The organism is Enterobacter sp. CP102 (assembly GCF_025152625.1).
Lineage (GTDB): Bacteria > Pseudomonadota > Gammaproteobacteria > Enterobacterales > Enterobacteriaceae > Enterobacter > Enterobacter soli.
The window spans coordinates 833617-859046 of record NZ_CP104014.1 but is presented as its reverse complement, the minus strand read 5'-3'; the positions used below and the strand labels follow the sequence as shown (position 1 = coordinate 859046).

The window sequence follows — 25430 nt, the reverse complement described above, 5'->3', positions numbered from 1 at the left end:
AAACCTTCCGTTAAATCGTCCCAAATACCAGTAAAAGCAGGCAAGCAAACACTGGAACAGCCGCTGTCAGGCTGTCAATGCGATCCAGTATACCGCCATGTCCTGGGATAAGGTGACCACTATCTTTGATCCCTGCTTCGCGCTTAAACATGCTTTCGGTTAAATCCCCCAAAACAGAGGCCAGCGCAGCGAAAATAGAGCATACCAGCAGGGTTGACGGTGCAACCTCAAGATTCGCCCAGACGCCGTAGCCCCAGGAGATGATCGCTGCCGTAAACAAGCCGCCGATGAATCCTTGCCAGGTTTTCCCCGGAGAGACCTTCGGTGCGAGTTTATGTTTGCCAAACAGTTTACCAAACATATAGGCACCTGAGTCAGCCCCCCAGACGAGAATCATCACGTAGAGCAGCCATAACGCGCCGCTGTAGTGGTTGTCGTCATAGTGCCATGCGCGCAGCGCGAGCATACCCCAGAAAAAAGGAACAATTGTGAGCAGGCCAAAAATAAGGCGTAAAACTTTAGAGTTACGCCATAGTGCCGCGGAGCCTGGATAAAAAAGCACCAGCAACAACGCGGCAACCCACCAGCCCAGCGACACCCAAAGTGCGCCAGCCACCAGCGGTTGATGAATATCATGATGATATTCAGGCAATGTAAACAGCATCAGGGCCAGAATAAAGCCACAGAGCACCGCCAGCCATACCCGCTGAGTGCGCGAGGTAAAGCCGCTAAACTGTCCCCATTCCCACGCGGCGAGCATACACACCACCAGCGTAACAATGGCGAATCCCACTGGGGGCAGTAAAAACAGCGCCGCAATGACAATGGGTATTAATACAAAAGCGGAAATCAGGCGATACTTCAGCAAAAGCTACCCCCATCAGGCGTTGTCGCCACCAGGCTCGGTGCCGCCGAAACGACGCTCTCGATTGGCAAAGGCATGCAGCGCACCTTCAAAGTCTTGTTCATCAAAATCGGGCCAGAGAACATCCGTAAAGTAAAGTTCGGCATAGGCTATTTGCCAAAGCAAAAAGTTACTTATGCGATGCTCCCCCCCTGTCCTAATTACCAAATCCACGGGAGCCAGTTCATTCATGCAGATTTGCTGACCCAGCGCCTCTTCATCAATTTGGTCGGGTCTCAACAGCCCTTCCTGAACCTGTTCGGCTAAATGCCGAACGCCCTGGATAATATCCCAGCGTCCGCCGTAATTCGCCGCGATATTGAGCGTCAGACCGGTATTATTTTCAGTCAACGCTTCTGCTTTACGAATTCGTTCCTGCAAACGTGAGTTAAAACGACTGGTTTCACCAATAATACGCAGGCGGACGTTGTGGCGATGCAGGCTTTTTACTTCGCTGTCGAGCGCCCACACAAACAATTCCATCAACGCACTGACTTCCTGCGCAGGTCGATTCCAGTTTTCACTGCTAAAAGCATAGAGCGTTAACGCATCAATGCCGTTATTGGCGGCAAAAGAAACGGCGCGGCGAACAGATTTCGCCCCGGCTTTATGCCCAAAGGCTCTTATCTTCCCTTGTCTTTTCGCCCAGCGGCCGTTGCCATCCATGATGATTGCTACATGACGGCAGCCATGAGCTGGCAAGTTTTCGCTTATTGGTTGATTCGCAGACAACATAACGCGTTTTTAGTCCCTGAAAAGGATTTAACGGTACTCAGGAATACTGAAGCCTATACATAAAAAAGCCGTGTCAAACCACGGCTTACCTGACCACGTAAAGTCAAATTCCTGCGATCAGGTGGCGCAGACTATATCACTGAAGCCCTACGCTAACAAATAGCACGACCACTAGTGGCTGCTTTATCACCAGCTTGCGAGATGTGTCACCTGTTTACGCGCAATAATACGAGCCTGTTCATCCACCGCCAGCACCTCTTCCACGCTCTGTGGTTCACGCAAATCCATCATCTCAAGCACCGACAAATTCAATGCCGCGATATCGGTAAAGCGGATCTGCTGATTCAGAAATGCCTCAACGGTAATTTCATTGGCTGCATTGAGTGCTGTCGTCGCCGCTTGCCCCTGGTCAAACGCATTCATGGCAAGTTTCAGACACGGGTAGCGGTCATAGTCGGGCTCGCTGAAGGTCAGTGAACTCAACTTGCAAAAATCGAGGGGTTTTACGCCCGATTTCACGCGATTTGGCCACGCCATTGAGTGCGCGATAGGTGTACGCATATCCGGCTCACCCAACTGTGCCAGCACGCTACCATCCTGATAACGCACCATCGAGTGAATCACCGATTGCGGGTGGATCAGCACTTCCATCTGTTTCGCCGATGCGTTAAACAGCCAGCGAGCTTCAATGTATTCCAGACCTTTGTTCATCATGGTGGCAGAATCAACGGAGATCTTACGCCCCATCGACCAGTTCGGATGACGACACGCCTGATCCGGCGTCATTGCGCGCAGTTCAGACAGTGGCGTTTCCCGGAACGGGCCACCAGACCCGGTAAGCAGAATAGACACAACGCCATTTTGCTCCAGGTCAGCGTACCCCAGGTTCTGTTGAAAAGGTTGAGGTAAACTCTGAAAAATCGCGTTGTGTTCGCTGTCTACCGGCAAAAGGCGCGCCCCACGCTGTTTTACGGCATCCATGAACAGACGCCCGCAGGTCACCAATGACTCTTTATTTGCCAGCAATACCGTTTTACCGGCATCAATAGCGGCAAGCGTCGGCAGAAGCCCTGCCGCGCCGACGATTGCCGCCATCACCTGATCAACGTCATCCAGCGCAGCCATTTCGCAAGCCGCCTGCTGCCCGCTCAACACTTCGGTACGGCTGCCCTTCTCTTCCAGCAAGGCTTTCACCTGGCGAGCACTGTCCTCGTCATCCATTACCGCATAGCGAGGTGCAAACTCCAGACACTGCTCAACCATGCGCTGCACGTTCTTTCCGGCCACGAGAGCGGTCACGGTGTAGATGTCAGGATTATGGCGAACAACGTCGAGAGTGCTGCAACCAATAGAGCCGGTTGAGCCAAGGAGAGTTAAATGCTTCATGAGATGCCCGGAAAAATGTTAGACCAGATAAAAGCAAAACGCCGCCAGCAAGCCATGTAGGCTCTCTGAACGGCGTTTATCAGTGTACGACAGAAATCAGAACTGCATCAGTTCCGCTTCTTTATCTGCCAGCGCCGCATCAATTTTCTTGATAGCTGCGTCAGTCAGTTTCTGCACGTCGTCCTGGGAACGACGATCGTCGTCTTCGCTGATTTCTTTGTCTTTCAGCAGTGCTTTAACTTTATCGTTCGCATCGCGGCGCACGTTACGTACGGAAACACGCCCCTGCTCAGCTTCGCCACGCACAACCTTGATCAGGTCTTTACGACGCTCTTCCGTCAGCGGAGGCAGTGGAACACGGATATCAGTGCCAGCAGAGCTTGGGTTCAGACCCAGATCGGAGGCCATAATCGCTTTTTCAACTGCCGGGCCCATAGAACGATCGAATACGTTGATTTTCAGCGTACGGGTGTCTTCAACAGTGACGTTAGCCAGCTGACGCAGTGGAGTTGGCGTGCCGTAGTATTCCACTACGATGCCATCCAGCAGGCTTGGGGAAGCACGGCCAGTACGAATTTTGCTGATTTGGGTTTTGAACGCTTCTACGCATTTGTCCATGCGTACTTCAGCATCTTTTCTGATGTCGTTAATCACGTTACGAATCCTTGAAAACTTGTCTCAGGCAGACTATCCGCCAGCACAGCTGCTACAGGTGTGCTAAGTATAGTCGCGTTTAATTCATGACAACGCCAAAGGCGCGTCCGGGTAAGATACCACTACAAAATAAAGCGGAATCTTACCTGTATTTATCGCCAACGGAAATTATTCCGTGATCAAAGTGCCTTCTTTTTCGCCCATTACCACGCGACGCAGCGCGCCAGGCTTGTTCATATTGAAGACACGAATTGGCAGTTTGTGGTCGCGAGCCAGCGTGAAGGCGGCAAGATCCATCACTTTCAGCTCTTTATCCAGCACTTCGCTGTAAGTCAGCTGCTCGTACATGGTGGCAGAAGGATCTTTTGCCGGATCGGCAGTAAACACGCCATCAACTTTGGTCGCTTTCAGTACGACGTCGGCTTCGATTTCGATACCACGCAGGCAGGCTGCGGAGTCAGTGGTAAAGAATGGATTACCGGTACCCGCAGAGAGGATAACTACGCGGTTATTACGCAGCAGGCTGATAGCCTCTGCCCAGCTGTAGTTATCACATACGCCGTTCAGCGGAATGGCGGACATCAGGCGGGCGTTCACATAGGCACGATGCAGCGCATCACGCATTGCCAGGCCATTCATCACGGTAGCCAGCATCCCCATGTGGTCGCCCACAACGCGGTTCATACCCGCTTTCGCCAGACCAGCGCCACGGAAAAGATTACCACCACCAATGACCACACCAACCTGGATGCCCAGTTCAACCAGTTCTTTGATTTCCTGCGCCATGCGGTCGAGGATGCTTGCGTCAATACCGAAGCCTTCCGCTCCCTGAAGCGCTTCGCCACTTAGCTTAAGCAGAATGCGTTTGTACACGGGTTTTGCATTGGTAGCCATGATTCTTTCCTGAGACTGTCAACGATTAAGATGGGGTTAATTCTGGCGACATGTTATGTCGCATATCAGCACAATGACTATAGGAGCCTGGCTGATTTTCACATGACGGGGCACAAAAAGAAGCCGCCCTCAGGCGGCTCCTTTTTATTATTAAGACTGCTTGGACATTGCAGCAACTTCTGCTGCGAAGTCAGTCTCAACTTTCTCGATGCCTTCGCCCACTTCGAAGCGGATGAAGCCAGTTACGTCAGCGTTGTGCTCTTTCAGCAGCTGAGCAACAGACTTGCTTGGATCCATTACGAAAGGCTGGCCAGTCAGAGAAACTTCGCCGGTGAATTTCTTCATGCGGCCTTCAACCATTTTCTCTGCGATTTCTTTTGGTTTACCAGACTGCATCGCGATGTCCAGCTGAACCTGGTATTCTTTCTCTACCACTTCAGCAGACACGTCTTCTGGTTTAACGAATTCTGGCTTGCTTGCAGCGATGTGCATTGCCAGCTGTTTAACCAGCTCTTCGTCAGCGCCTTTAGCAGCAACCAGAACACCGATGCGAGCACCGTGCTGGTATGAACCCAGAACGTCACCTTCCAGAGAAGAAACGCGACGGATGTTGATGTTCTCACCGATTTTAGCAACCAGAGCAACACGTTCTTCTTCGAACTGTGCTTTCAGAACTTCAACGTCAGTGATTTTACCAGCAACAGCTGCGTCCAGTACTTTGTTCGCAAATGCCTGGAAACCGCCATCTTTAGCAACGAAGTCAGTCTGGCAGTTAACTTCCAGAATGATACCGTAGGTGCCGTCGATCTTAGTGATGATCACGCCGTCAGCAGCAACGTTGCCTGCTTTTTTAGCTGCTTTGATCGCACCGGATTTACGCATGTTTTCGATTGCCAGCTCGATGTCGCCGTTCGCTTCAGTCAGCGCTTTTTTGCAATCCATCATGCCTGCGCCAGTACGCTCGCGCAGCTCTTTTACCAGGGATGCGGTAATTTCAGCCATTCTTAAATCCTCGGGAGATGTGAACTGCCCGGCCAGAAGCCAAACAGTATAAATTGAAAAAAGGGGCCGATAATTGGCCCCTATTCATACACGGTACTAATAAGGGGTGAAACCTTATTATTCAGCTTCTACGAAGCTTTCTTCCGCCTGAGAAGCCAGATCCTGGGAACGGCCTTCACGAACGGTAGCAGCTACAGCGCTCAGGTACAGGCTAACAGCACGGATTGCATCGTCGTTACCCGGGATAACGAAGTCAACACCGTCCGGATCGGAGTTGGTATCAACGATAGCGAATACCGGGATACCCAGGTTGTTAGCTTCTTTGATTGCGATGTGCTCGTGGTCTGCATCGATTACGAACAGCGCGTCTGGCAGGCCGCCCATATCTTTGATACCGCCCAGGCTGTTTTCCAGCTTGTCCAGTTCACGAGTGCGCATCAGCGCTTCTTTCTTAGTCAGCTTGTCGAAAGTACCGTCCTGAGACTGGGTTTCCAGATCTTTCAGGCGTTTGATTGACTGACGAACGGTTTTCCAGTTGGTCAGCATGCCGCCCAACCAGCGATGGTTCACGAAGAACTGATCGCAGCTGTTAGCAGCATCTTTCACAGCTTCGCTTGCAGCGCGCTTAGTACCAACGAACAGAATCTTACCTTTACGGGAAGAGATCTTGTTCAGCTCAGCCAGGGCTTCGTTGAACATTGGTACAGTTTTCTCAAGGTTGATGATGTGAACTTTGTTACGTGCGCCGAAGATGAAAGGCTTCATTTTCGGGTTCCAGTAACGGGTCTGGTGACCAAAGTGAACACCAGCCTTGAGCATGTCGCGCATGGAAACAGTTGCCATGTTTAAAACCTCTATATTAAAAGTTGGGGTTATGCCTCCACGTATCCCATGTTACCGACCCCTAAGGGCACCCCGGAACATGTGCCGATACGTGTGTGTTGTTACACAAAGTGAGATTTGTCGCTTCCGTCCAGCCTGTGTATCTGAAATGGATCGGAAGTCCGGCGCGCTTTATACCACAAAACACGACCAGACACCAACAGTTGTTGGCTGAGTGTGCTGTTAATGATTCTCAATTTGGCACGGGGTGCGCCTGACTGATACCATTGACGACACTTGAACTAGTATTGTCGAAAAAATCGACACCGATGGACAGATTACATGGCTATCTCTATTAAGACACCTGAAGAAATTGAAAAGATGCGCGTCGCCGGTCGTCTGGCCGCGGAAGTGCTGGAAATGATCGAGCCGTTCGTAAAACCGGGCGTCAGCACCGGCGAGCTGGATCGCATTTGTAACGACTATATCGTGAACGAGCAGCACGCTGTCTCCGCCTGCCTCGGCTATCACGGCTTCCCGAAATCCGTCTGCATCTCTATTAATGAAGTGGTTTGCCACGGTATTCCGGATGACGAAAAGCTGCTGAAAGATGGCGACATCGTCAACATCGACGTGACCGTGATTAAAGACGAGTATCACGGCGACACCTCAAAGATGTTTATCGTCGGTAAGCCAACCATTCTGGGTGAGCGCCTGTGCAAAGTGACGCAGGAAAGTCTCTACCTGGCGCTGAAAATGGTTAAGCCGGGTATCCGTCTGCGTACCATTGGCGCGGCTATTCAGAAGTTCGTTGAAGCCGAAGGTTTCTCCGTGGTGCGCGAGTACTGCGGGCACGGCATTGGTCGCGTCTTCCACGAAGAGCCGCAGGTTCTGCACTACGATGCCGATGACGGTGGTGTGGTGCTGCAGAAAGGCATGACCTTCACCATTGAACCGATGGTCAACTCTGGCGATTACCGCATCCGCACCATGAAAGACGGCTGGACGGTGAAAACCAAAGACAGAAGCTTGTCTGCGCAGTACGAGCATACTATTGTGGTGACAGACAACGGCTGCGAAATTATGACGTTGCGCAAGGATGACACCATCCCGGCGATACTGACACACAACGAATGATGAAAAGCCGGCAAATGCCGGCTTTTTTAATGGCGATAGCTTTTTCTTATGGGTGGCACGCGATGAGTAATCTTTTACCCGAACAGTATGCTAACACAGCACTTCCCACCCTCCCCGATCAGCCCGATAACCCCGGCGTCTGGCCGCAGCGTGAGCTGACCTGTGCCGACATCAAAGCGCATATGGATGTTTTCCAGCGCTGGCTGGGCAGTGCTTTCGACGCGGGTATCTCTGCCGAACAGTTGATTGAAGCGCGAACCGAGTTTATCGACCAGCTGCTGCAGCGTTTATGGATCGATTACGGTTTCGGGCAAATTAGCGATGTCGCGCTGGTCGCCGTCGGGGGCTATGGCCGGGGTGAACTTCATCCCCTCTCCGACATCGACCTGCTGATCCTGAGCCGCAAGAAACTCCCGGACGAACAAGCACAAAAAATTGGCGAGCTGTTGACGCTGCTCTGGGATGTGAAGCTGGAAGTCGGCCACAGCGTGCGCACACTTGAAGAGTGCCTGCTGGAAGGGTTATCTGACCTTACCGTTGCTACCAACCTGATTGAAACCCGCCTGTTGATTGGCGATGTCGCGCTGTTCCTGGAGCTACAGAAACACATTTTCAGCGACGGCTTCTGGCCATCAGAAAAGTTCTTTGCCGCGAAGGTCGAAGAGCAAAACCAGCGCCATCAACGCTACCACGGCACCAGCTATAACCTCGAGCCCGATATCAAAAGCAGCCCTGGCGGCCTGCGCGACATCCACACGTTGCAGTGGGTGGCCCGGCGCCATTTCGGCGCAACCTCGCTGGATGAGATGGTGGGTTTCGGCTTTTTAACCGAAGCCGAACGTAATGAACTGAATGAATGTCTGCACCTGCTCTGGCGTATTCGCTTTGCCCTGCATCTGGAACTGAATCGCTATGACAACCGCCTGCTGTTCGACCGCCAGCTCAGCGTTGCCCAGCGCCTGAACTACAGCGGTGAAGGCAACGAGCCGGTAGAGCATATGATGAAGGACTTCTTCCGTGTCACTCGTCGCGTCACTGAGCTGAACCAGATGCTGTTGCAGCTGTTCGATGAGGCGATCCTGGCGCTAACGGCGGACGAAAAACCGCGTCCGATTGATGATGAATTCCAGCTGCGCGGCACGCTTATCGATCTCCGTGACGAGACGCTGTTCATTCGTGAGCCGGAAGCGATCCTGCGCATGTTCTACACCATGGTTCGCAACAGCGCGATCACCGGGATCTACTCCACTACCCTGCGTCATCTGCGCCATGCCCGTCGTCATCTGACACAGCCCCTGTGCTATATACCTGAAGCGCGTTCACTGTTCCTCAGTATGCTCCGTCATCCGGGTGCGGTGAGCCGTGGTCTGCTGCCAATGCACCGCCACAGTGTATTGTGGGCCTACATGCCCCAGTGGTCACATATTGTCGGTCAGATGCAGTTCGATCTTTTCCATGCCTACACGGTGGATGAACACACGATCCGCGTCATGCTCAAGCTGGAAAGCTTTGCTCAGGAAGAGACCCGCTCTCGCCACCCATTGTGCGTTGAACTGTGGCCACGCCTGTCGCACCCGGAGCTGATCCTGATTGCCGCTCTGTTCCACGACATTGCCAAAGGCCGTGGTGGCGACCACTCGGTACTCGGGGCGCAGGATGTCCTGAAATTTGCCGAACTCCACGGACTCAATTCACGCGAAACGCAGCTTGTGGCCTGGCTGGTACGTCATCACCTGCTGATGTCGGTCACCGCGCAGCGCCGTGATATCCAGGATCCTGAGGTGATTAAGCAGTTCGCCGAAGAGGTGCAGACGGAAAACCGCCTTCGCTATCTGGTCTGCCTGACGGTGGCCGATATCTGCGCCACCAACGAAACGCTGTGGAACAGCTGGAAGCAAAGCCTGCTGCGAGAACTCTACTTCGCCACCGAAAAACAGCTACGCCGCGGGATGCAGAACACCCCGGACATGCGCGAGCGCGTGCGTCATCACCAGCTACAGGCGCTGGCGTTACTGCGCATGGATAACATCGATGAAGAGGCGTTGCATCAGATTTGGGCGCGTTGTCGTGCCAACTACTTTGTCCGCCACAGCCCAAACCAGCTGGCGTGGCACGCACGGCATCTGCTGAAGCACGACCTGTCGAAGCCGATGATCCTGCTGAGCCCGCAGGCCACTCGCGGCGGTACGGAGATCTTTATCTGGAGCCCTGACCGCCCTTACCTGTTTGCCGCCGTCTGTGCCGAGCTTGACAGACGTAACCTGAGCGTTCACGACGCGCAGATTTTCACCACCCGCGACGGCATGGCGATGGACACCTTTATTGTGCTGGAGCCGGATGGCAGCCCGCTGTCATCGGACAGGCATGAAGGGATACGCTTTGGTCTGGAGCAGGCGATTACCCAGCACAGCTGGCAGCCACCGCAGCCGCGCCGTCAGCCTGCAAAATTACGGCACTTTACCGTCGATACCGAGGTCAATTTCCTGCCGACCCATACAGACCGTAAATCGTTCCTCGAGCTGATCGCGCTCGACCAGCCGGGGCTACTCGCCCGCGTGGGCCAGGTTTTTGCCGATCTGGGAATTTCGCTGCACGGCGCCAGAATTACAACCATTGGCGAGCGAGTAGAAGATTTATTTATAATCGCGACCGCCGACCGACGTGCCCTTAATAATGACCTGCAACTTGAAGTGCAACAACGGTTGACAGCAGCCCTCAATCCAAACGATAAAGGGTGACGTGTTTTTTAGTGAAATGGAAAGAGTAAACAATGCAGCAGTTACAGAACGTTATTGAGTCCGCTTTTGAGCGTCGCGCCGAGATTACCCCGGCAAATGTGGATACCGTTACCCGTGAAGCCGTTAACCAGGTGATTTCCCTGCTGGATTCCGGCGCACTGCGTGTAGCAGAAAAGATCAACGGTCAGTGGGTAACTCATCAGTGGCTGAAAAAAGCCGTGCTGCTCTCTTTCCGTATCAACGATAACCAGGTTATCGACGGAGCAGAAAGCCGCTACTTCGATAAAGTCCCGATGAAATTCGCTGACTACGACGAAGCGCGCTTCCAGAAAGAAGGCTTCCGCGTAGTTCCACCAGCGGCAGTTCGTCAGGGCGCATTCATCGCCCGCAACACCGTGCTGATGCCATCCTACGTGAACATCGGTGCTTACGTTGACGAAGGCACCATGGTGGATACCTGGGCTACCGTGGGTTCTTGCGCGCAGATCGGTAAAAACGTCCACCTGTCTGGCGGCGTAGGTATCGGTGGCGTTCTGGAGCCTCTCCAGGCGAACCCAACCATCATCGAAGACAACTGCTTCATCGGCGCACGCTCTGAAGTGGTTGAAGGCGTGATCGTGGAAGAAGGCTCTGTTATCTCCATGGGCGTATACATCGGCCAGAGCACCCGTATTTATGACCGTGAAACTGGTGAAGTACATTACGGCCGCGTACCAGCGGGCTCCGTGGTTGTTTCCGGTAACCTGCCGTCAAAAGATGGCAAATACAGCCTGTACTGTGCGGTTATCGTGAAGAAAGTCGATGCGAAAACGCGCGGCAAAGTGGGTATCAACGAACTGCTGCGCACCATCGATTAATCGGGTATAACAAAAAGCGGGGGCAACCCCGCTTTTTTTGTATCTGAGGGTGGCGAAAATAGATTTTTTCGTTAATTATTCAAAGGTTATGTTGAGATCAAGGGTACCGCTATGTACGATAATCTGAAAAGTCTGGGCATTACCAATCCTGATGAAATTGATCGTTACAGTCTCCGTCAGGAAGCCAATAACGATATTTTGAAAATCTATTTTCACAAGGACAAAGGAGAGTTTTTCGCCAAGAGCGTGAAGTTTAAATACCCACGCCAGCGTAAGACCGTCGTTGCCGATGGCATCGGTCAGGGATACAAAGAGGTTCAGGAGATTAGTCCGAACCTGCGCTACGTCATCGATGAACTCGATCAGATCTGTCAGCGCGATCGCACCGAAGTCGATCTCAAACGTAAGATCCTTGATGACCTGCGTCATCTGGAAAGCGTTGTTACCAACAAGATCAGCGAAATTGAAGCCGATCTTGAGAAATTAACGCGCAACAAATAAGCCGTTTTATTGCCGGGTGGCGCTTCGCATACCCGGCAAACAGCATCATCGTTGTTCGTCCAGCTGCAGCGCCACATACAACAACAGCCTGTCATCGAAATTCCCCAGATCCAGCCCCGTCAGTTCCGAGATCCGGTTAAGCCGGTATTCCAGCGTATTACGGTGAATAAATAGCGCTTTCGATGTAGCCAGAGGCTGCACGTTATGGCGAAACCACGCCTGCAATGTACGCCGCAGCAAGCCGTTGTTATCCATTGCTTTCAGCCGTACTAACGGGCGCGCCAGTTCGTTGGCCTGCCAGCCACCGCGCAGGCTGTCGAGCAGAACTGGCAGCATCAAATCCTGATAGAAGTAGCTACGGTTCTCAGGCATCCGTTGCTTGCCCACCATCATGGTGGTGCGCGCGGTTCGCCAGGAGCGGGCAATACTGCCCGGTCCGGTAAAGTAGTTCCCCAGCGCCACGCGGAAACGAAGCTGGCCGTTCTCTTTCATCCGCGCGATGAGCTGATCAACCCGCCGACGGTGATCTTCTGCATCCCAGCGGCCAAACTGATTGAGCGCGGGTTTCAGCACCACCATCTCGGTCAGGGAAACAATCGCCACCAGGTTGTTGCGCTCTGGTGTTGCCAGCGCATTTTGCAGCTGCTGTAGCTCCGCCATCGCGCTGTCCACGCCAAGCTGGCCGCTGTCCACCTCAATCACCGCCACTACGCGCGGCTGATTAAGATCGATGCCCAGACGCTGCGCCCACTCGCTGAGTGCAGGCGTGTGCTCTTCCGCCTGGATAAGATTCATAACCAGCTCTTCGCGCAACCGGCTGTCCTGCGCCAGCAGGTGCATCAGGCGCGACTGCTCAAGCATCATTTCTGCCGTCATGCAGACCAGCTCGCCATATTTACGCAGCGATTCCGGTTCCCCGGTCAGGCCGATCACCCCGACAATTTCGCCTTCAAGTCGCAGCGGTAAGTTAATGCCCTGGCGTACGCCATGGAGATGTTTCGCTACCGCATCGTCAATATCCACCACGCGCCCCTGAGAGAGCACCAGCAGCGCACCTTCGTGCAATTCCCCAATGCGCTCACGATCGCCACTGCCGATAATGCGCCCACGGGCATCCATTACGTTGATATTGGTATCAATGATGCGCATGGTGCGCGCCACGATATCCTGCGCCATTTTGGTATCAAGATGCCAGCCAGCCATGTAACCCTCCTGTGAGCAGAGCTCAAGCATAGGGGAGTTCAATCATTGCCGCATTGTGCGAATGCACAAAGTCAGGGGAATAAGTATGGACTTGTGGAAAGGGTCACAGAAACGAAAAAACCCCTGCTCAGCAACGAGCAGGGGCCTGGGGAGATTACTGCATCAGCAGATAAAGTGAGGAGTCGCCACGCTGGATATTCAACGCCAGCACGGATGGTTTGCTGTCGAGAATTTTGCGCAATTCAGCAATGTTTTTAACTGGCTGCTGGTTCGCACCCATGATCACATCACCTTTTTTCAGGCCGATACGGGCAGCCGGTGAATTCGCTTTCACGTTGTTCACCACCACACCTTTATCCTCGCCCTTGTTGCTCATCTCTGCGCCTTCAATGCCGCTGAAGATGGTGCTGGAGTCAACCTGGTTCTGGCTGCTCTGCTGCAACTCAAGACTTACGTTTACAGGCTTACCGTCACGCAGCAGGCCGAGGGTGATTTTACTGCCCACCGGCATTGAACCCACTTCTGCACGCAGTGCGGCGAAGCTGCTGATTGGTTTGCCGTTCAGGGAGGTAATGACATCACCCGCCTTGATACCCGCTTTCGCAGCGGACGAGTTCGGCATCACCTGGCTTACGAATGCCCCGCGCTGAGCATCCACTTTCATCGCTTTTGCCAGCTCAGAGTTCAGCTCAGTACCCAGGATACCCAGTTCACCGCGTTTCACCTGGCCATACTGCACCATCTGCGCGGTCAGGTTTTTCACCATGTTACTCGGGATAGCAAAGCCGATACCGATGTTACCGCCGTCTGGTGCCAGAATCGCGGTGTTGATACCAATCAGCTCACCGTTCAGGTTAACCAGTGCACCACCGGAGTTACCGCGGTTAATCGCCGCATCCGTCTGGATAAAGTTCTCGTAGTTCTCTGCATTCAGGCCGCTACGACCGAGCGCGGAGACAATACCTGAGGTCACGGTTTCACCCAGACCGAACGGGTTACCGATGGCCACGGTGTAGTCGCCTACGCGCAGGGCATCGGAGTCGGCAATTTTAATCGCCGTCAGGTTTTTCGGATCCTGAATCTGGATCAGCGCGATGTCAGAACGCGGATCTTTACCCACAACCTTCGCGTCAAACTTGCGGCCATCGCTCAGCTGCACTTTGATGCTGTTGGCGTTATCAACAACGTGGTTGTTGGTGACGACATAGCCTTTTGCGGCGTCAATGATGACACCCGAGCCAAGCGCCATAAATTTCTGTTGCTGGGCGCCGCCGTTACCGCCCTGGCTATCATCGCCCGCGCCACCGCCCTGACAGAACGGGGAGCTCTGGAACGGCGAACCGTCCTGGCAGAACGGCGAGTTATCGCCAAAGAACTGCTGGAAGTTACGCGGCATCCGCGGCGTGTTGACGGTCGTGCTGCCCTCAACGTTAATACTCACCACCGATGGCATCACTTTTTCGAGCATCGGTGCCAGGCTTGGCATCTGCTGCGCGGTTGCTGCCGACGACGCTGTCTCGGCTGCAAAAGCAGACAGAGGGGACAGCGCTAAACCTAAACTCAGAGCCAGTGCACTCATTGCTAATGTGGTTTTTTTCATGTTTCTCAATCTCGATTTACAGATAACGCAGAATTGCTGTGTAACTCAGATTCGTTTTATACCGCTTAGTTCCGGGATTAAGTTTATGGAAAAAGTAAAAATTTATTGGTCGTCTTTACAAAACTCCGAAATTATTCAACCGCCATCAGCTTGCGGTATTCATCCCAGGCATACAAATCCGTCATCCCGCTGATATAGTCCTGAATAAGACGGCAGCGATAATAATATTCCAGCACCGGCCACTGAACAGAATGGCGGTCTATCTTGCTAATCGCTTCGACGTAAGCGAGACGATGCCGGGTCGAGAGTTTATGGTACAGCCGGGATTCAATCGGTAAACGGCGCACGCGTTCTTTTTCCACCAGCTCGCTAAATTCGTCGACCGATAATTGCAGCAACGGCCGATAAATTTCCAGCAAACCGCTTATCACCCGATATCCCTGTAACTCAAGCTGTTCAACATCGGGATGACTGAACACATGGCGCATGGCCACATTCTTATACAGTTCAAGAAGTTGGCTGAAATCGCTATCGTCTTCCAGCAGCGCATGATTGAATTCCCCGCTAAAAATCAGCGGCAGGTTGTCAATAAAGCGCGAGGCTGCGTAAGGAACCAGCTTATTTAGCGTGTTAACCCGCAAATACATAAAGAACTGGTCTTCAGTGCTGCGACTCAGTGAATTTGAGCGTGATTTCTCCCATGCATTTTCGACAACCTGAGCAAACAAAGACCCTTTTTCATGTTTTCCCCAGGCTTCATAAAGATGCTGATAAAGTTCTTCAACGCTGAATATTCTTTTCTCAACGGCGTCTTCAAGATCGGCAACGCAATAGGAAATATCGTCTGCGGCTTCCATTATCCAGGTTAAGGGGAAGCGGCCATTCGGCGTCAGTAAAAGTTCTTTACGCAGCCGTTCAATATAAACTTCTTCGGATAAATAATAGCCCGGTTTTTTCATCAAATAACTGTGCGATGCCGGGGGATCACCCATCCACCACGCCGGGCGCGTATATTTAAGGATGCACCCTACCTGCGCCCAGGTCAGGTTCATGCGCATCAAGGTATGCACCAGCCGGATACCCTGCGCATTCCCTTCAAAATGGCACAGATCCTGGCGAACCTTACGTCGCAGTTCGTTAAGCGCTTCTTCGCCTTCCCGCAAGCGCAGATCCCGGACAACACAGCGGTCATCGCTTAGCGGCTGGCTGATGGCATCCGAGGGGAAAAGCCGCTGTTTAAACCAGTCATTAATGGCGGCCTCACCGAAATGGCCGAAAGGCGGGTTCCCGATATCGTGCATCAGGCAGGCCATCTCGACGATGCTTTCAAACGGGCCGGTCAGCTCATCAAGACCGTATGTTTCCAGTAAGCGCTGCTCTTTGAGACGGCTTAAAATCTCTTTGGCAATGTAGCGCCCCACCTGCTGCACTTCCATCGAGTGCGTCAGCCGGGTGCGCACTGCCGCATTACGTTCGAGCGGGAACACCTGGGTTTTTTGCTGCAAACGGCGTATCGCGGGCGAGTTAATGATGCGCCCACGATCGCTTTCAAAAATGCGCAGGATCTCGTGTTCACTCTTGTCCCCTTGCGGAGAACGGAAACGGCGATGCCAGTTAATCTTGGTGCGAAAATCGATCTGCGCCATGTGCTCCCCCGCGTGAGAAATGCGCTTCCACTAAAGCCCATGATAGACTATGCATCTTAACAAGGCACATCGCGAGTAAATCTATGAAAATCGGCATTATTGGTGCAATGGAAGAAGAAGTTACGCTGCTGCGTGACAAAATTGAGAACCGTCAGACCCTCTCTCTGGGTGGTTGTGAGATCTATACCGGCCAGCTGAATGGTGTTGAGGTTGCTCTGCTGAAATCAGGCATCGGTAAAGTGGCTGCTGCGCTTGGCGCAACGCTGTTGCTGGAACGCTGCAAGCCAGATGTCATCATTAACACCGGCTCTGCGGGTGGCCTGGCGCCAACGCTGAAAGTAGGTGATATCGTGGTATCCGATGAAGCGCGTTACCACGATGCCGACGTTACCGCGTTTGGTTATGAATATGGCCAGCTTCCGGGTTGCCCGGCTGGTTTTAAAGCGGATGACAAACTGGTTGCCGCCGCAGAAAGCTGCATTGCCGAACTGAATCTCAACGCCGTGCGCGGTCTGATTGTCAGCGGTGATGCGTTCATCAACGGTTCCGTGGGTCTGGCAAAAATTCGTCACAACTTCCCTCAGGCGGTTGCCGTTGAGATGGAAGCCACTGCCATTGCGCACGTATGCCATAACTTCAGCGTCCCGTTCGTGGTGGTTCGCGCCATCTCCGACGTCGCCGATCAGCAGTCTCACCTGAGCTTTGACGAGTTCCTGGCCGTTGCGGCAAAACAGTCTACCGTGATGGTAGAAACCCTGGTGCAGAAACTGGCACGTGGGTAAGCACACCCTTAGGGCGCTGGGCGCCCTGCTTCTGCTCGCACCGGCATGGCTTTACGCTGTGCCGCGTGTGATTACTCTATCCCCCGCCAATACTGAACTGGCCTTTGCGGCCGGGATCACGCCCGTTGGCGTAAGCAGTTTTTCAGATTATCCCCCACAGGCCGCAGGCATCGAGCAAGTCTCGACATGGCAAGGTATGAACCTTGAACGCATTGTGGCGCTTAAGCCAGACGTGGTACTGGCCTGGCGCGGGGGCAATGCCGAGCGGCAAGTCAACCAGCTGAGCTCGCTGGGAATTAAGGTGATGTGGATTGATGCGGTCAGCATTGAGCAGGTTGCTCAGGCGCTGCGCGACCTGGCGCCTTATAGTCCTGCGCCGCAAAAAGCGGAGCTTGCCGCAAACAATATGCTTCGCGACTATGCTGCATTAAAAGCAAAATACGATACCACCACGAAAAAACGCGTCTTCCTGCAATTTGGTAGCCAACCGCTGTTTACCACCGGACAAGGCTCTATCCAGAATCAGGTGCTGGAAGTGTGTGGTGGTGAAAATATCTTTGCTGCGAGCCGGGTACCCTGGCCTCAGGTCAGCCGGGAACAGGTTCTGGCGCGACAGCCGCAGGCGATTGTGGTGGTCGGAAGTGCAAGCGAGATTCCTAAAGTTGAACAATTCTGGCAGGGCCAGTTAAAAATACCGGTGATACCACTAAACAGTGACTGGTTTGAACGCGCCAGCCCGCGTATTATCCTCGCCGCAAAACAGCTCTGCGCCGCACTGGCACAGAGTCATTAACGTAGATGTAGACCTGATCATTTCGAGGATTTAACGATGCTCGTGTATTGGCTGGATATTCTTGGCACAGCCGTTTTTGCTATCTCCGGGGTTCTGCTGGCCGGGAAATTACGCATGGATCCGTTTGGCGTGCTGGTATTGGGCGTGGTGACGGCCGTCGGCGGAGGAACGATCCGCGATATGGCACTGGCAAATGGCCCGGTGTTTTGGGTAAAGGATCCGACCGATCTGGTGGTGGCGATGGTCACCTGCCTGCTCACCATCGTGCTGGTGCGCCAGCCGCGCAGACTGCCTAAATGGATACTGCCGGTACTGGATGCCGTGGGTCTTGCGGTGTTTGTCGGGATTGGCGTTAACAAAGCCTTCAACGCGGGCACGGGGCCAATGGTCGCCATCTGCATGGGCGTTTTAACGGGCGTCGGCGGCGGGATCATCCGCGATATTCTGGCACGTGAAGTCCCGATGATCCTGCGAACAGAAATCTACGCAACAGCCTGTATTGCTGGCGGAATTGTGCACGCCACGGCCTACTACACCTTTGCTTTACCGCTGGAAATCTCAGCCATGCTGGGGATGGTGGTGACGCTGGGGATACGTTTAGCGGCGATACGCTGGCACCTTAAATTGCCAACCTTTGCGCTGGATGATAACGGAAGGTAAAAGCAAAACGGTAACCCAGGGGTTACCGTTTTTCGTGTTAGATACTGAAAGAAGAACCACACCCACAGGTGCTTGTCGCGTTCGGGTTGGTGACCACAAAGCGCGAACCTTCCAGACCTTCGCTGTAATCAACCGCACCGCCCACCAGATATTGCAGGCTCATCGGGTCAACCACCAGCGCAACGCCCTGTTTCTCGATAGTCATATCACCATCGTTGACCTGGTCGTCAAAGGTAAAACCATACTGGAAGCCGCTACAGCCGCCACCGGTAATATATACACGCAGTTTCAGATCCGGATTGTCTTCGTCGGCAATCAGGGTTTTCACTTTGTTGGCTGCGGCTTCGGTAAATTCCAGCGGCACAGCGACTACGTCATCACTCATCTTATGCTCCCATGAATACTGCTTACTGCGATTGGGCAAAAATCACCCAATTCTTTTTTTCATTATCTAATACCCTGGTAATTCATTCAAGTATTCTGCTTCAAGGCCTGTTCAGCCTCTTGTTTTGCCAGGGTACGAGCAAGAATGGTGGAGTATAGCGGTTTTCCACCCAGGAATTGGGCTAATAGTGTCGCCCCGAGACAGGTAATGATCATTGGCAAAATGAGCTGATAATTGTCTGTCATTTCCAGAACCAGCACGATCCCGGTTAACGGCGCGCGCAGAGAGGCGGCCAACAACGCCCCCATTCCGGCAATCGCGAATGTTCCTGCATCAAGGTGATACGCCGGGAACCCCGCAGCTGCAGCCATGCCAAAAGCCGTCCCAAGCAAGGTGCCGAGCGCCAGCATTGGCGCAAAAATGCCTCCCGGCGCGCCGGAGGAGAAGCAAAGGACCGTGGTGATCACGCGTGAAATAAACATAAACAGCAGCAGCCCAACGCTGAAATTACCCGCCGCAGCAATGGGGATCAGGCCAAAACCGCCACCAGCCGCATTCGGTTCAATCACGCCGAGGATGCCGCACATCCCGCCGAGCAGACCACCTACCAGAACCCATTTGGTGGTATTCCCGCCGTGAATACGCTGGAACATATCCTGGGCACGTAAGATAAGGGTGTTAAACAGAGGGCCGACAACACCAAACACCATACCGAGCACCAGATAGAGCCACAGGGTATTCACTGGGGCATTGGTGAGTTTACCCACCTCAATTACCGCGCCTTCGCCATTAAAAATGCGAAAGACAATGCTCGACATAATAACGCCAGTAAACACCGCTTTAATTGAGATCAGGTTGTAGCGAAACTGGGCGCGCATCTCTTCAATAATAAACAGGATCCCCGCCAGCGGCGCATTGAACGCCGCAGAAAGCCCGGCCGCAGCCCCGGTTGCCAGCAACGTATGGCGCGCTTCAGCGCTGCGCATCCGGAACATATCACCCACCATGCGCCCGACATTCCCGCCGAGCTGCACCGTTGGCCCCTCTCGTCCGAGCACCATGCCTGCCCCCAGAGTGCCCATACCGCCGATAAATTTAACCGGGATCACCCGCCACCAGCGCACCGGGCGCAGCTCTTCAAGCGCCCCTTCAATCTCCGGGATCCCCGAGCCACCGGCCTCTGGCGCAAATTTGCGTACCAGAAAATAACCTGCCATGGCAAAAATGGCAGACAAACCAAATGCCAACACCCAGACCAGCCATTTGCTATCCGCATACCCTGCCACCGTACCGATGCGCCAGTTGAGCACGGCATTCACCGCTTTCTCAAAGGCCACGCCAGCCAGCCCGGCAAGCGTCCCCACTACGGCTGCGGCCAGCAAAATAGCCAGCGGTGTCTTGTCGCGATTGAGCAGCCGCCGGATGCTGATACGGTGCCGCGCACGCGCAAACTGTTGTTCTTCAAATGAGGGAGAATCTGCTTTCATTGCCTGTTCTTTTTAATCATACAAATCGCCGCAAGGATTTTACCAGACACGGCTTCCGCGTCCCCTGAAAAATCCTTAACAATTGTTTATGCATTAATGGGGCAAAAATTTCATAACCTTCCGGGAATCACTTAGAATAGCCGCCTTAACTTATTTCTACGAACCAGGAACGACGCAATGAGCAAGTCTGAAAACCTCTACAGTGCAGCCCGCGAGCTTATCCCGGGGGGTGTGAACTCGCCTGTGCGCGCTTTTACCGGTGTAGGCGGTACGCCGCTGTTTATCGAACGTGCTGACGGCGCGTATCTGTATGATGTCGATGGCAAAGCCTATATTGATTACGTTGGCTCCTGGGGCCCAATGGTGCTGGGGCACAACCATCCGTCTATCCGCAATGCAGTCATTGAAGCGGCTCAGCGCGGCCTGAGCTTCGGTGCGCCAACCGAGATGGAAGTCAAAATGGCGGAGCTGGTAACCGAACTGGTGCCGACCATGGATATGGTGCGTATGGTGAACTCCGGTACGGAAGCCACCATGAGCGCCATCCGCCTGGCGCGTGGTTTTACCGGCCGCGACAAAATTATCAAATTTGAAGGCTGCTACCACGGTCACGCAGACTGTCTGCTGGTGAAAGCGGGCTCTGGTGCCCTGACGCTGGGCCAGCCAAACTCCCCGGGCGTACCGGCTGACTTCGCTAAACACACCCTGACCTGCACCTATAACGATCTTAGCTCCGTTCGCGCAGCATTCGAGCAGTATCCGCAAGAAATTGCCTGCATCATCGTTGAGCCGGTGGCGGGCAACATGAACTGCATTCCACCTCAGCCTGAGTTCCTGCCGGGCCTGCGCGCACTGTGCGACGAATTCGGCGCACTGCTGATTATTGATGAAGTGATGACCGGTTTCCGCGTAGCACTGGCGGGTGCCCAGTCTTATTACGACGTTGAACCAGACCTGACTTGCCTTGGCAAAATCATCGGCGGCGGGATGCCGGTCGGCGCGTTTGGTGGTCGTAAGGACGTGATGGAAGCGCTGGCCCCAACCGGGCCGGTGTATCAGGCGGGTACGCTATCCGGTAACCCTATCGCGATGGCTGCAGGCTTCGCCTGTCTGAACGAAGTGGCGCAACCGGGTATCCACAAAACGCTGACCGACCTGACCACGCAGCTGGCAAACGGCCTGCTGAACGCGGCAGAAGAGACGGGTATTCCGCTGGTAGTGAATCACGTGGGCGGGATGTTCGGGATCTTCTTCACCGATGCAAAAACCGTGACTTCCTATCAGGACGTGGTGAAGTGCGATGTTGAACGCTTTAAGCGTTTCTTCCACCTGATGCTGGAAGAAGGCGTGTATCTGGCGCCGTCTGCCTTTGAAGCGGGCTTTATGTCTGTGGCGCACAGCAAAGAAGATATCAATAACACCATCGACGCAGCGCGTAAGGTGTTTGCGAAGCTTTAAGTCGAGTGTTAAACGCCCGGTGGCGCCGCGCCACCGGGCCTACGATTTTCTCCCTCTCCCTGTGGGAGAGGACCGCACCTGACTATCGACTCTGCTTCCTCAGCAGATAAATAAAGTACGGCGCACCGATAAAGGTGGAAAGCAGCCCTGCCGGGATCTGATACGGGAACAGCACCATCCTGCCGCACCAGTCCGCAAAGACCAGCATCACCCCGCCCGTCAGAGCAGACATCACAATATGCGGCATTGTCCGGCGGAACCCCATCATTCTGGCGATATGCGGCGCCATTAATCCCACAAAACTCAATGGACCTATGGTCATGGTGGCCGTTGCCGTCAGACATGCCGCCAGTAGCAGCAGAGCCACACGCGCAGGCGTCAGCGCCAACCCCACCGCACGGGCGGTTTCACCACCCAGTGGCAGAATGGTCATCCAGCGGCGACACAGCGGTACAATCGCCAGCAGCACAATCATGACCAGACCGGTGTGAACCACCTGGCTGCCAGTGGCGCTATAGGTTGAACCGGAAATCCAGGTCAGGATCTGCGCCATGCGCGGATCGCCGCTGGCCTGGAGCATCATCAGCAGCATCGTAAACGCGGTGCTGAGCGCCATTCCGGCAAGCAACATACGGTGAGGAGAAAATCCTCCACGCCCGGAAGCGACCAGAATGACCAGCAGCGTGGCCGCTGCGCCAATACTCCCCGCAGGCATTAACCAGCCGAAGGCATTCCCCGGCACCAGGAACAGCATCAGCACCACGCCAAACGCCGCGCCTGAGCTGATACCCAGTACTTCCGGGCTTGCCATCGGGTTACCCGTCAGACGCTGGATAATGCACCCCGCGACAGCCAGCATCACCCCCGCAATAAGCGCCGCGAAGATACGCGGCCAGCGCCATTGCAGCAGTTCATTGAGCAAATCACCCGTGGCCCAGTGCCAGCCGGTTGCATCACGTCCCAAAGAGAGCGCTGCAAAAGAAGCCAGCAGCAGCACGGCCAGGCCCGCCAGGCTAAACCACAGCACAGACTGACGCTCTGCATACACTTTATCGCCCGCATCCATTGCCGGGGCGCTGATGCTACGCAGGCGCGGCAGCAACCACAGCAGCAGTGGTGCGCCAATAAGCGCCGTCACCGAACCGGTGGACACTTCCATCCAGACGCGCGCCAGCCAGAGAATAATTTGATCGGAAAGCCAGAGGATCAGCGCACCAATTAGCGGGGCCAGCATCAGACGCGCCAGCAGACGCCGCGCGCCGAGCATTTTCGCCAGCAGCGGTGCAAACAGCCCGATAAAACCGATAATCCCTACCGCATTAACCAGCAACGCGCTGAGCACAATCGCCAGCGTCAGTGCCGCCAGACGCGCCAGCGATAACGCCAGGCCCAGGTTGCGCGCCACGCCGTCATCCAGACCCATCAGCGTTAACGGACGCAGCAGCAGCAGGGTCAGCAGCACACCGCCAATCAGCTGCGGCCACAGGCGCTCGACAACGCTCCAGTCAGTCTGGGTCAGGGTACCGGTACTCCACAAAAACATGCTTTGCAGCTGGTCGTGATGGAACAGCACCAGCAACTGATTGATTGCCCCACAGTAGAGGCTGACCACCAGCCCGGCCAGGATCAGCGTGACCGGTGAAAGACGTTTCCCCCAGGCCACGCCGAAGACCAGCGCCCCCACCACACATGCACCCGCCAGCGCAGCAAACTGCGAAGTTAACGCGCCGGGCAACGCCCACAGTGTCGTAATGGTGATCCCAAGCTGCGCGCCGGTCGCCACGCCAAGCGTGGTTGGCTCTGCCAGTGGGTTACGTAACACCTGCTGGAATAAGACGCCTACCAGCCCCAGCCCTGCCCCCACTAACAGCGAAATGGCCAGACGCGGCAACAGGCTATAGTGGAAGAGCATTTGCTGAATATTTTCGATGTCTGGCGCAGCCAGCGCAGCGCCCCACTGGCCACGCGGGAGTGCCGTCGACAGGTTGAACCCGGTTAAGGCCAGCGCGACAAGGAAAATGGCCGTCAGCAACAGCGCCGGAAAACGCCCGATACGCGAACTCATGCTTTGCCTCCCAGCGCGCCATCCAGTACACGGGCAAAATGCATAGCCGAAAGCGTTGCTCCGTAGAACCACACTGCCGGAACCCGCTGGAATCGCTGCTCGCGTACAAACGGCATGGCCTGCCAGAGCGGGGTAGACATTAGTTTTTGCATTTCTCTTTCGTTGCCGTGATCAAAGCACAGCACATCCACATCGCGAAACGCCGCCAGGCGATCGATCCCAACGGCCGTGCTGCCCCAGAAAGTCATTTCCCCGTCCCAGGCGTTGCGAATACCAAAGCTATCAAGCACTTCCTGGAACAGGCAGTTTTGCCCAAACACCAGCATATGACGGGCATCCAGCAGGGTCACCATCAGCAGTGGGCGTTCACCGCGGTGAGCAAAGCGCGGTTTCAGGCTGTCGATCAGGGCATCGAATTCGTCAAGATGCTGTTTCGCTGCCGCCTCGCGGTTCAGGAAGCGCGCCATCTCGTTGACGGAATTTTTCGCCATCGTTAGCGGCTTTTTTCCATCGCTGAAGGAAAAACCGCGCCCGGGCGCGATGCGCGCCATTGTCGCTTCCGACGGGCCATATCCCGCAGACCAGAACAGAAACGAGGGTTTCATCTGCGTGAGCAGTTCGAGGTTTGGCTCCGTTCGCAGGCCAATGTCAATAACCGATGCCGGCAGTTTTGGCTCGTTCACCCACAGGTTGTAGTTGGGGATATCGGCAACGCCATATGGCGTAACGCCCAGCGCCAGCATCAGCTCAACCGGCAGCCATTCCAGCGCCACTATACGATGGGGGTCGATCGCGGCAGCCCGCGCCGTATTCATTTTTAACAGCAGCGGTGAGAGCGCCATCGCCGTCAGTAAGCGACGGCGGCTAATCATTGGATCCAGCATCAGTACACAAAGCTCACCGGTGCAGCCCCTGCAGGGTGAGGCAAAATACCCATTGGAATACCGTAGATGTGCTCTAACGTTTCGCTGCGCATCAGTTCAGACGGCGTGCCCTGAGCGATCATCTCGCCACCACGCAGCGCGACAAGGTAGTCGCAGTAACGTGCCGCCATGTTGATATCGTGCAATACGGCAATCACCGTCAGACCACGCTGCTGGCTTAAGCGATGCACCAGCGCCAGCACGTCGACCTGGTGGGCAATATCCAGCGCAGAGGTCGGTTCATCAAGCAGCAGGCAGCGGCTGTCCTGGGCGACCAGCATCGCAATCCACGCACGCTGACGTTCACCACCTGAAAGGCTGTCCACCAGGCGGTGCGCCAGCGGTTTTAATCCGACCAGCGCGATGGCCTCTTCGACTTTCTCTCTGTCGGCCACGCCAAAACGCCCGAGAGCGCCGTGCCACGGATAACGCCCAATCGCCACCAGTTCACGCACCGTCATCCCTTCCGCCTGCGGCAACTGCTGCGGCAGATAGGCCACCTTGCGGGCGAAGGCTTTGCTGTTCCAGCTATCAAGCGGTTGTTCGTCAAGCAGAATGTCACCCTCTGAAGGGGGCTGATGGCGCCCGAGCATCTTGAGTAACGTTGATTTACCGGAACCATTGTGACCAATGAGCCCAGTGACTTTGCCTGCGGGGAACGTCAGAGAGAGCGGATGCAGCAAGGTGCGCCCGGGTACGCGAAAGGAGAGATGATTGAGCGTAAAGGTGGTGTCGGATTGCGTCTTAATATCCTGCATGTCAGCCAACTTAAATAAACAGGGCACGGCGAACCGTGCC

The 25430-nt window shown here is 54.5% G+C and carries 23 protein-coding genes; 8 read left to right on the top strand and 15 right to left on the bottom strand.

The annotated features are described in order from the left end of the window. Positions 1–10: 10 nt before the first annotated feature. From cdsA to rpsB, 7 genes are all read right to left on the bottom strand, one after another. A complete protein-coding gene (gene cdsA, locus N1249_RS04020) occupies positions 11–868 on the bottom strand; it encodes a phosphatidate cytidylyltransferase (RefSeq protein ID WP_014068973.1) in 858 nt (285 codons plus the stop codon). A 12-nt stretch (positions 869–880) separates the two neighbouring features. Continuing rightward, positions 881–1639 (bottom strand): (2E,6E)-farnesyl-diphosphate-specific ditrans,polycis-undecaprenyl-diphosphate synthase, encoded by a 759-nt coding sequence (gene ispU, locus N1249_RS04015; protein ID WP_182059634.1) that lies wholly within the window; start codon positions 1637–1639, stop codon positions 881–883. A gap of 186 nt (positions 1640–1825) precedes the next feature. After that, positions 1826–3025, bottom strand: a complete 1200-nt coding sequence (ispC, locus tag N1249_RS04010) for a 1-deoxy-D-xylulose-5-phosphate reductoisomerase (protein WP_259834771.1) — start codon at positions 3023–3025, stop codon at positions 1826–1828. A 96-nt stretch (positions 3026–3121) separates the two neighbouring features. Continuing rightward, on the bottom strand, positions 3122–3679 hold the full coding sequence (gene frr / locus N1249_RS04005; protein WP_014068970.1) for a ribosome recycling factor: 558 nt from the start codon (positions 3677–3679) through the stop codon (positions 3122–3124). 168 nt (positions 3680–3847) lie between these two features. Further along, on the bottom strand, positions 3848–4573 hold the full coding sequence (pyrH, locus tag N1249_RS04000) for a UMP kinase (RefSeq protein WP_259834769.1): 726 nt from the start codon (positions 4571–4573) through the stop codon (positions 3848–3850). A gap of 150 nt (positions 4574–4723) precedes the next feature. Beyond that, positions 4724–5575, bottom strand: a complete 852-nt coding sequence (tsf, locus tag N1249_RS03995; protein WP_006173611.1) for a translation elongation factor Ts — start codon at positions 5573–5575, stop codon at positions 4724–4726. 117 nt (positions 5576–5692) lie between these two features. After that, a complete protein-coding gene (gene rpsB, locus N1249_RS03990) occupies positions 5693–6418 on the bottom strand; it encodes a 30S ribosomal protein S2 (RefSeq protein ID WP_003856207.1) in 726 nt (241 codons plus the stop codon). Positions 6419–6739: 321 nt separating this feature from the next. Between rpsB and map the strand changes: the two genes are divergently transcribed. The 4 genes from map (at position 6740) to N1249_RS03970 (ending at position 11630) form a co-directional block, all read left to right on the top strand. Continuing rightward, positions 6740–7534, top strand: coding sequence for a type I methionyl aminopeptidase (gene map / locus N1249_RS03985; protein ID WP_014068969.1), 795 nt, complete (start codon positions 6740–6742; stop codon positions 7532–7534). Positions 7535–7596: 62 nt separating this feature from the next. After that, positions 7597–10272 (top strand): bifunctional uridylyltransferase/uridylyl-removing protein GlnD, encoded by a 2676-nt coding sequence (gene glnD, locus N1249_RS03980; protein ID WP_259834764.1) that lies wholly within the window; start codon positions 7597–7599, stop codon positions 10270–10272. 32 nt (positions 10273–10304) lie between these two features. Next, positions 10305–11129 carry a 2,3,4,5-tetrahydropyridine-2,6-dicarboxylate N-succinyltransferase gene (gene dapD, locus N1249_RS03975; protein WP_014068967.1) on the top strand — a complete coding sequence of 275 codons (825 nt, stop codon included), beginning with the start codon at positions 10305–10307 and terminating at the stop codon, positions 11127–11129. A gap of 111 nt (positions 11130–11240) precedes the next feature. After that, positions 11241–11630, top strand: a complete 390-nt coding sequence (locus N1249_RS03970) for a DUF3461 family protein (RefSeq protein ID WP_010426739.1) — start codon at positions 11241–11243, stop codon at positions 11628–11630. 45 nt (positions 11631–11675) lie between these two features. Here N1249_RS03970 and cdaR read toward each other — a convergent pair whose 3' ends face one another. The 3 genes from cdaR to dgt form a co-directional block, all read right to left on the bottom strand. Continuing rightward, the gene (gene cdaR, locus N1249_RS03965) at positions 11676–12833 is read right to left on the bottom strand and encodes a DNA-binding transcriptional regulator CdaR (RefSeq protein WP_259834761.1); all 1158 of its coding nucleotides are present in this window, start codon (positions 12831–12833) and stop codon (positions 11676–11678) included. A 154-nt stretch (positions 12834–12987) separates the two neighbouring features. Then, the gene (gene degP, locus N1249_RS03960) at positions 12988–14433 is read right to left on the bottom strand and encodes a serine endoprotease DegP (protein WP_259834759.1); all 1446 of its coding nucleotides are present in this window, start codon (positions 14431–14433) and stop codon (positions 12988–12990) included. Between the two features lie 131 nt (positions 14434–14564). Then, positions 14565–16079, bottom strand: coding sequence for a dGTPase (gene dgt, locus N1249_RS03955; protein ID WP_259834757.1), 1515 nt, complete (start codon positions 16077–16079; stop codon positions 14565–14567). Positions 16080–16162: 83 nt separating this feature from the next. On the opposite strand from dgt, the gene mtnN reads away from it, so the two are divergent. The 3 genes from mtnN to N1249_RS03940 are packed head-to-tail and all read left to right on the top strand — an operon-like array spanning position 16163 to position 18314. Further along, positions 16163–16861, top strand: a complete 699-nt coding sequence (mtnN, locus tag N1249_RS03950; RefSeq protein WP_166717914.1) for a 5'-methylthioadenosine/S-adenosylhomocysteine nucleosidase — start codon at positions 16163–16165, stop codon at positions 16859–16861. Next, entirely contained in the window at positions 16854–17654 is an 801-nt protein-coding gene (gene btuF / locus N1249_RS03945) for a vitamin B12 ABC transporter substrate-binding protein BtuF (protein WP_259834754.1), read from the top strand. Before mtnN ends, btuF begins: the two co-directional genes overlap by 8 nt. Before the next feature lie 36 nt (positions 17655–17690). After that, entirely contained in the window at positions 17691–18314 is a 624-nt protein-coding gene (locus N1249_RS03940; protein ID WP_014068961.1) for a TRIC cation channel family protein, read from the top strand. 37 nt (positions 18315–18351) lie between these two features. On the opposite strand, the gene erpA is transcribed toward N1249_RS03940, so the two are convergent. Both erpA and clcA read right to left on the bottom strand, forming a co-directional pair. Further along, a complete protein-coding gene (gene erpA / locus N1249_RS03935; RefSeq protein ID WP_014068960.1) occupies positions 18352–18699 on the bottom strand; it encodes an iron-sulfur cluster insertion protein ErpA in 348 nt (115 codons plus the stop codon). 86 nt (positions 18700–18785) lie between these two features. Beyond that, positions 18786–20186, bottom strand: coding sequence for a H(+)/Cl(-) exchange transporter ClcA (clcA, locus tag N1249_RS03930; protein WP_259834751.1), 1401 nt, complete (start codon positions 20184–20186; stop codon positions 18786–18788). 177 nt (positions 20187–20363) lie between these two features. On the opposite strand from clcA, the gene hemL reads away from it, so the two are divergent. After that, the gene (hemL, locus tag N1249_RS03925; protein WP_259834749.1) at positions 20364–21644 is read left to right on the top strand and encodes a glutamate-1-semialdehyde 2,1-aminomutase; all 1281 of its coding nucleotides are present in this window, start codon (positions 20364–20366) and stop codon (positions 21642–21644) included. Between the two features lie 82 nt (positions 21645–21726). Here hemL and fhuB read toward each other — a convergent pair whose 3' ends face one another. From fhuB to fhuC, 3 genes are read right to left on the bottom strand one after another with little or no spacing between them, the layout of a single operon-like run. Further along, on the bottom strand, positions 21727–23709 hold the full coding sequence (gene fhuB / locus N1249_RS03920) for a Fe(3+)-hydroxamate ABC transporter permease FhuB (RefSeq protein WP_259834747.1): 1983 nt from the start codon (positions 23707–23709) through the stop codon (positions 21727–21729). Then, positions 23706–24593, bottom strand: coding sequence for a Fe(3+)-hydroxamate ABC transporter substrate-binding protein FhuD (fhuD, locus tag N1249_RS03915; protein WP_259834745.1), 888 nt, complete (start codon positions 24591–24593; stop codon positions 23706–23708). Before fhuD ends, fhuB begins: the two co-directional genes overlap by 4 nt. Further along, on the bottom strand, positions 24593–25390 hold the full coding sequence (fhuC, locus tag N1249_RS03910) for a Fe3+-hydroxamate ABC transporter ATP-binding protein FhuC (protein ID WP_014068955.1): 798 nt from the start codon (positions 25388–25390) through the stop codon (positions 24593–24595). The genes fhuD and fhuC overlap by 1 nt, the downstream gene beginning before the upstream one ends. Positions 25391–25430: the final 40 nt, after the last annotated feature.

Bases quoted from the DNA above. Each gene is read 5' to 3' on its own strand.
- ispU (WP_182059634.1), bottom strand. From the start codon at position 1,639: ATGTTGTCTGCGAATCAACCAATAAGCGAAAACTTGCCAGCTCATGGC.
- ispC (WP_259834771.1), bottom strand. From the start codon at position 3,025: ATGAAGCATTTAACTCTCCTTGGCTCAACCGGCTCTATTGGTTGCAGC.
- pyrH (WP_259834769.1), bottom strand. From the start codon at position 4,573: ATGGCTACCAATGCAAAACCCGTGTACAAACGCATTCTGCTTAAGCTA.
- tsf (WP_006173611.1), bottom strand. From the start codon at position 5,575: ATGGCTGAAATTACCGCATCCCTGGTAAAAGAGCTGCGCGAGCGTACT.
- rpsB (WP_003856207.1), bottom strand. From the start codon at position 6,418: ATGGCAACTGTTTCCATGCGCGACATGCTCAAGGCTGGTGTTCACTTT.
- map (WP_014068969.1), top strand. From the start codon at position 6,740: ATGGCTATCTCTATTAAGACACCTGAAGAAATTGAAAAGATGCGCGTC.
- glnD (WP_259834764.1), top strand. From the start codon at position 7,597: ATGAGTAATCTTTTACCCGAACAGTATGCTAACACAGCACTTCCCACC.
- dapD (WP_014068967.1), top strand. From the start codon at position 10,305: ATGCAGCAGTTACAGAACGTTATTGAGTCCGCTTTTGAGCGTCGCGCC.
- N1249_RS03970 (WP_010426739.1), top strand. From the start codon at position 11,241: ATGTACGATAATCTGAAAAGTCTGGGCATTACCAATCCTGATGAAATT.
- cdaR (WP_259834761.1), bottom strand. From the start codon at position 12,833: ATGGCTGGCTGGCATCTTGATACCAAAATGGCGCAGGATATCGTGGCG.
- degP (WP_259834759.1), bottom strand. From the start codon at position 14,433: ATGAAAAAAACCACATTAGCAATGAGTGCACTGGCTCTGAGTTTAGGT.
- dgt (WP_259834757.1), bottom strand. From the start codon at position 16,079: ATGGCGCAGATCGATTTTCGCACCAAGATTAACTGGCATCGCCGTTTC.
- mtnN (WP_166717914.1), top strand. From the start codon at position 16,163: ATGAAAATCGGCATTATTGGTGCAATGGAAGAAGAAGTTACGCTGCTG.
- N1249_RS03940 (WP_014068961.1), top strand. From the start codon at position 17,691: ATGCTCGTGTATTGGCTGGATATTCTTGGCACAGCCGTTTTTGCTATC.
- erpA (WP_014068960.1), bottom strand. From the start codon at position 18,699: ATGAGTGATGACGTAGTCGCTGTGCCGCTGGAATTTACCGAAGCCGCA.
- clcA (WP_259834751.1), bottom strand. From the start codon at position 20,186: ATGAAAGCAGATTCTCCCTCATTTGAAGAACAACAGTTTGCGCGTGCG.
- hemL (WP_259834749.1), top strand. From the start codon at position 20,364: ATGAGCAAGTCTGAAAACCTCTACAGTGCAGCCCGCGAGCTTATCCCG.
- fhuB (WP_259834747.1), bottom strand. From the start codon at position 23,709: ATGAGTTCGCGTATCGGGCGTTTTCCGGCGCTGTTGCTGACGGCCATT.
- fhuD (WP_259834745.1), bottom strand. From the start codon at position 24,593: ATGCTGGATCCAATGATTAGCCGCCGTCGCTTACTGACGGCGATGGCG.
- fhuC (WP_014068955.1), bottom strand. From the start codon at position 25,390: ATGCAGGATATTAAGACGCAATCCGACACCACCTTTACGCTCAATCAT.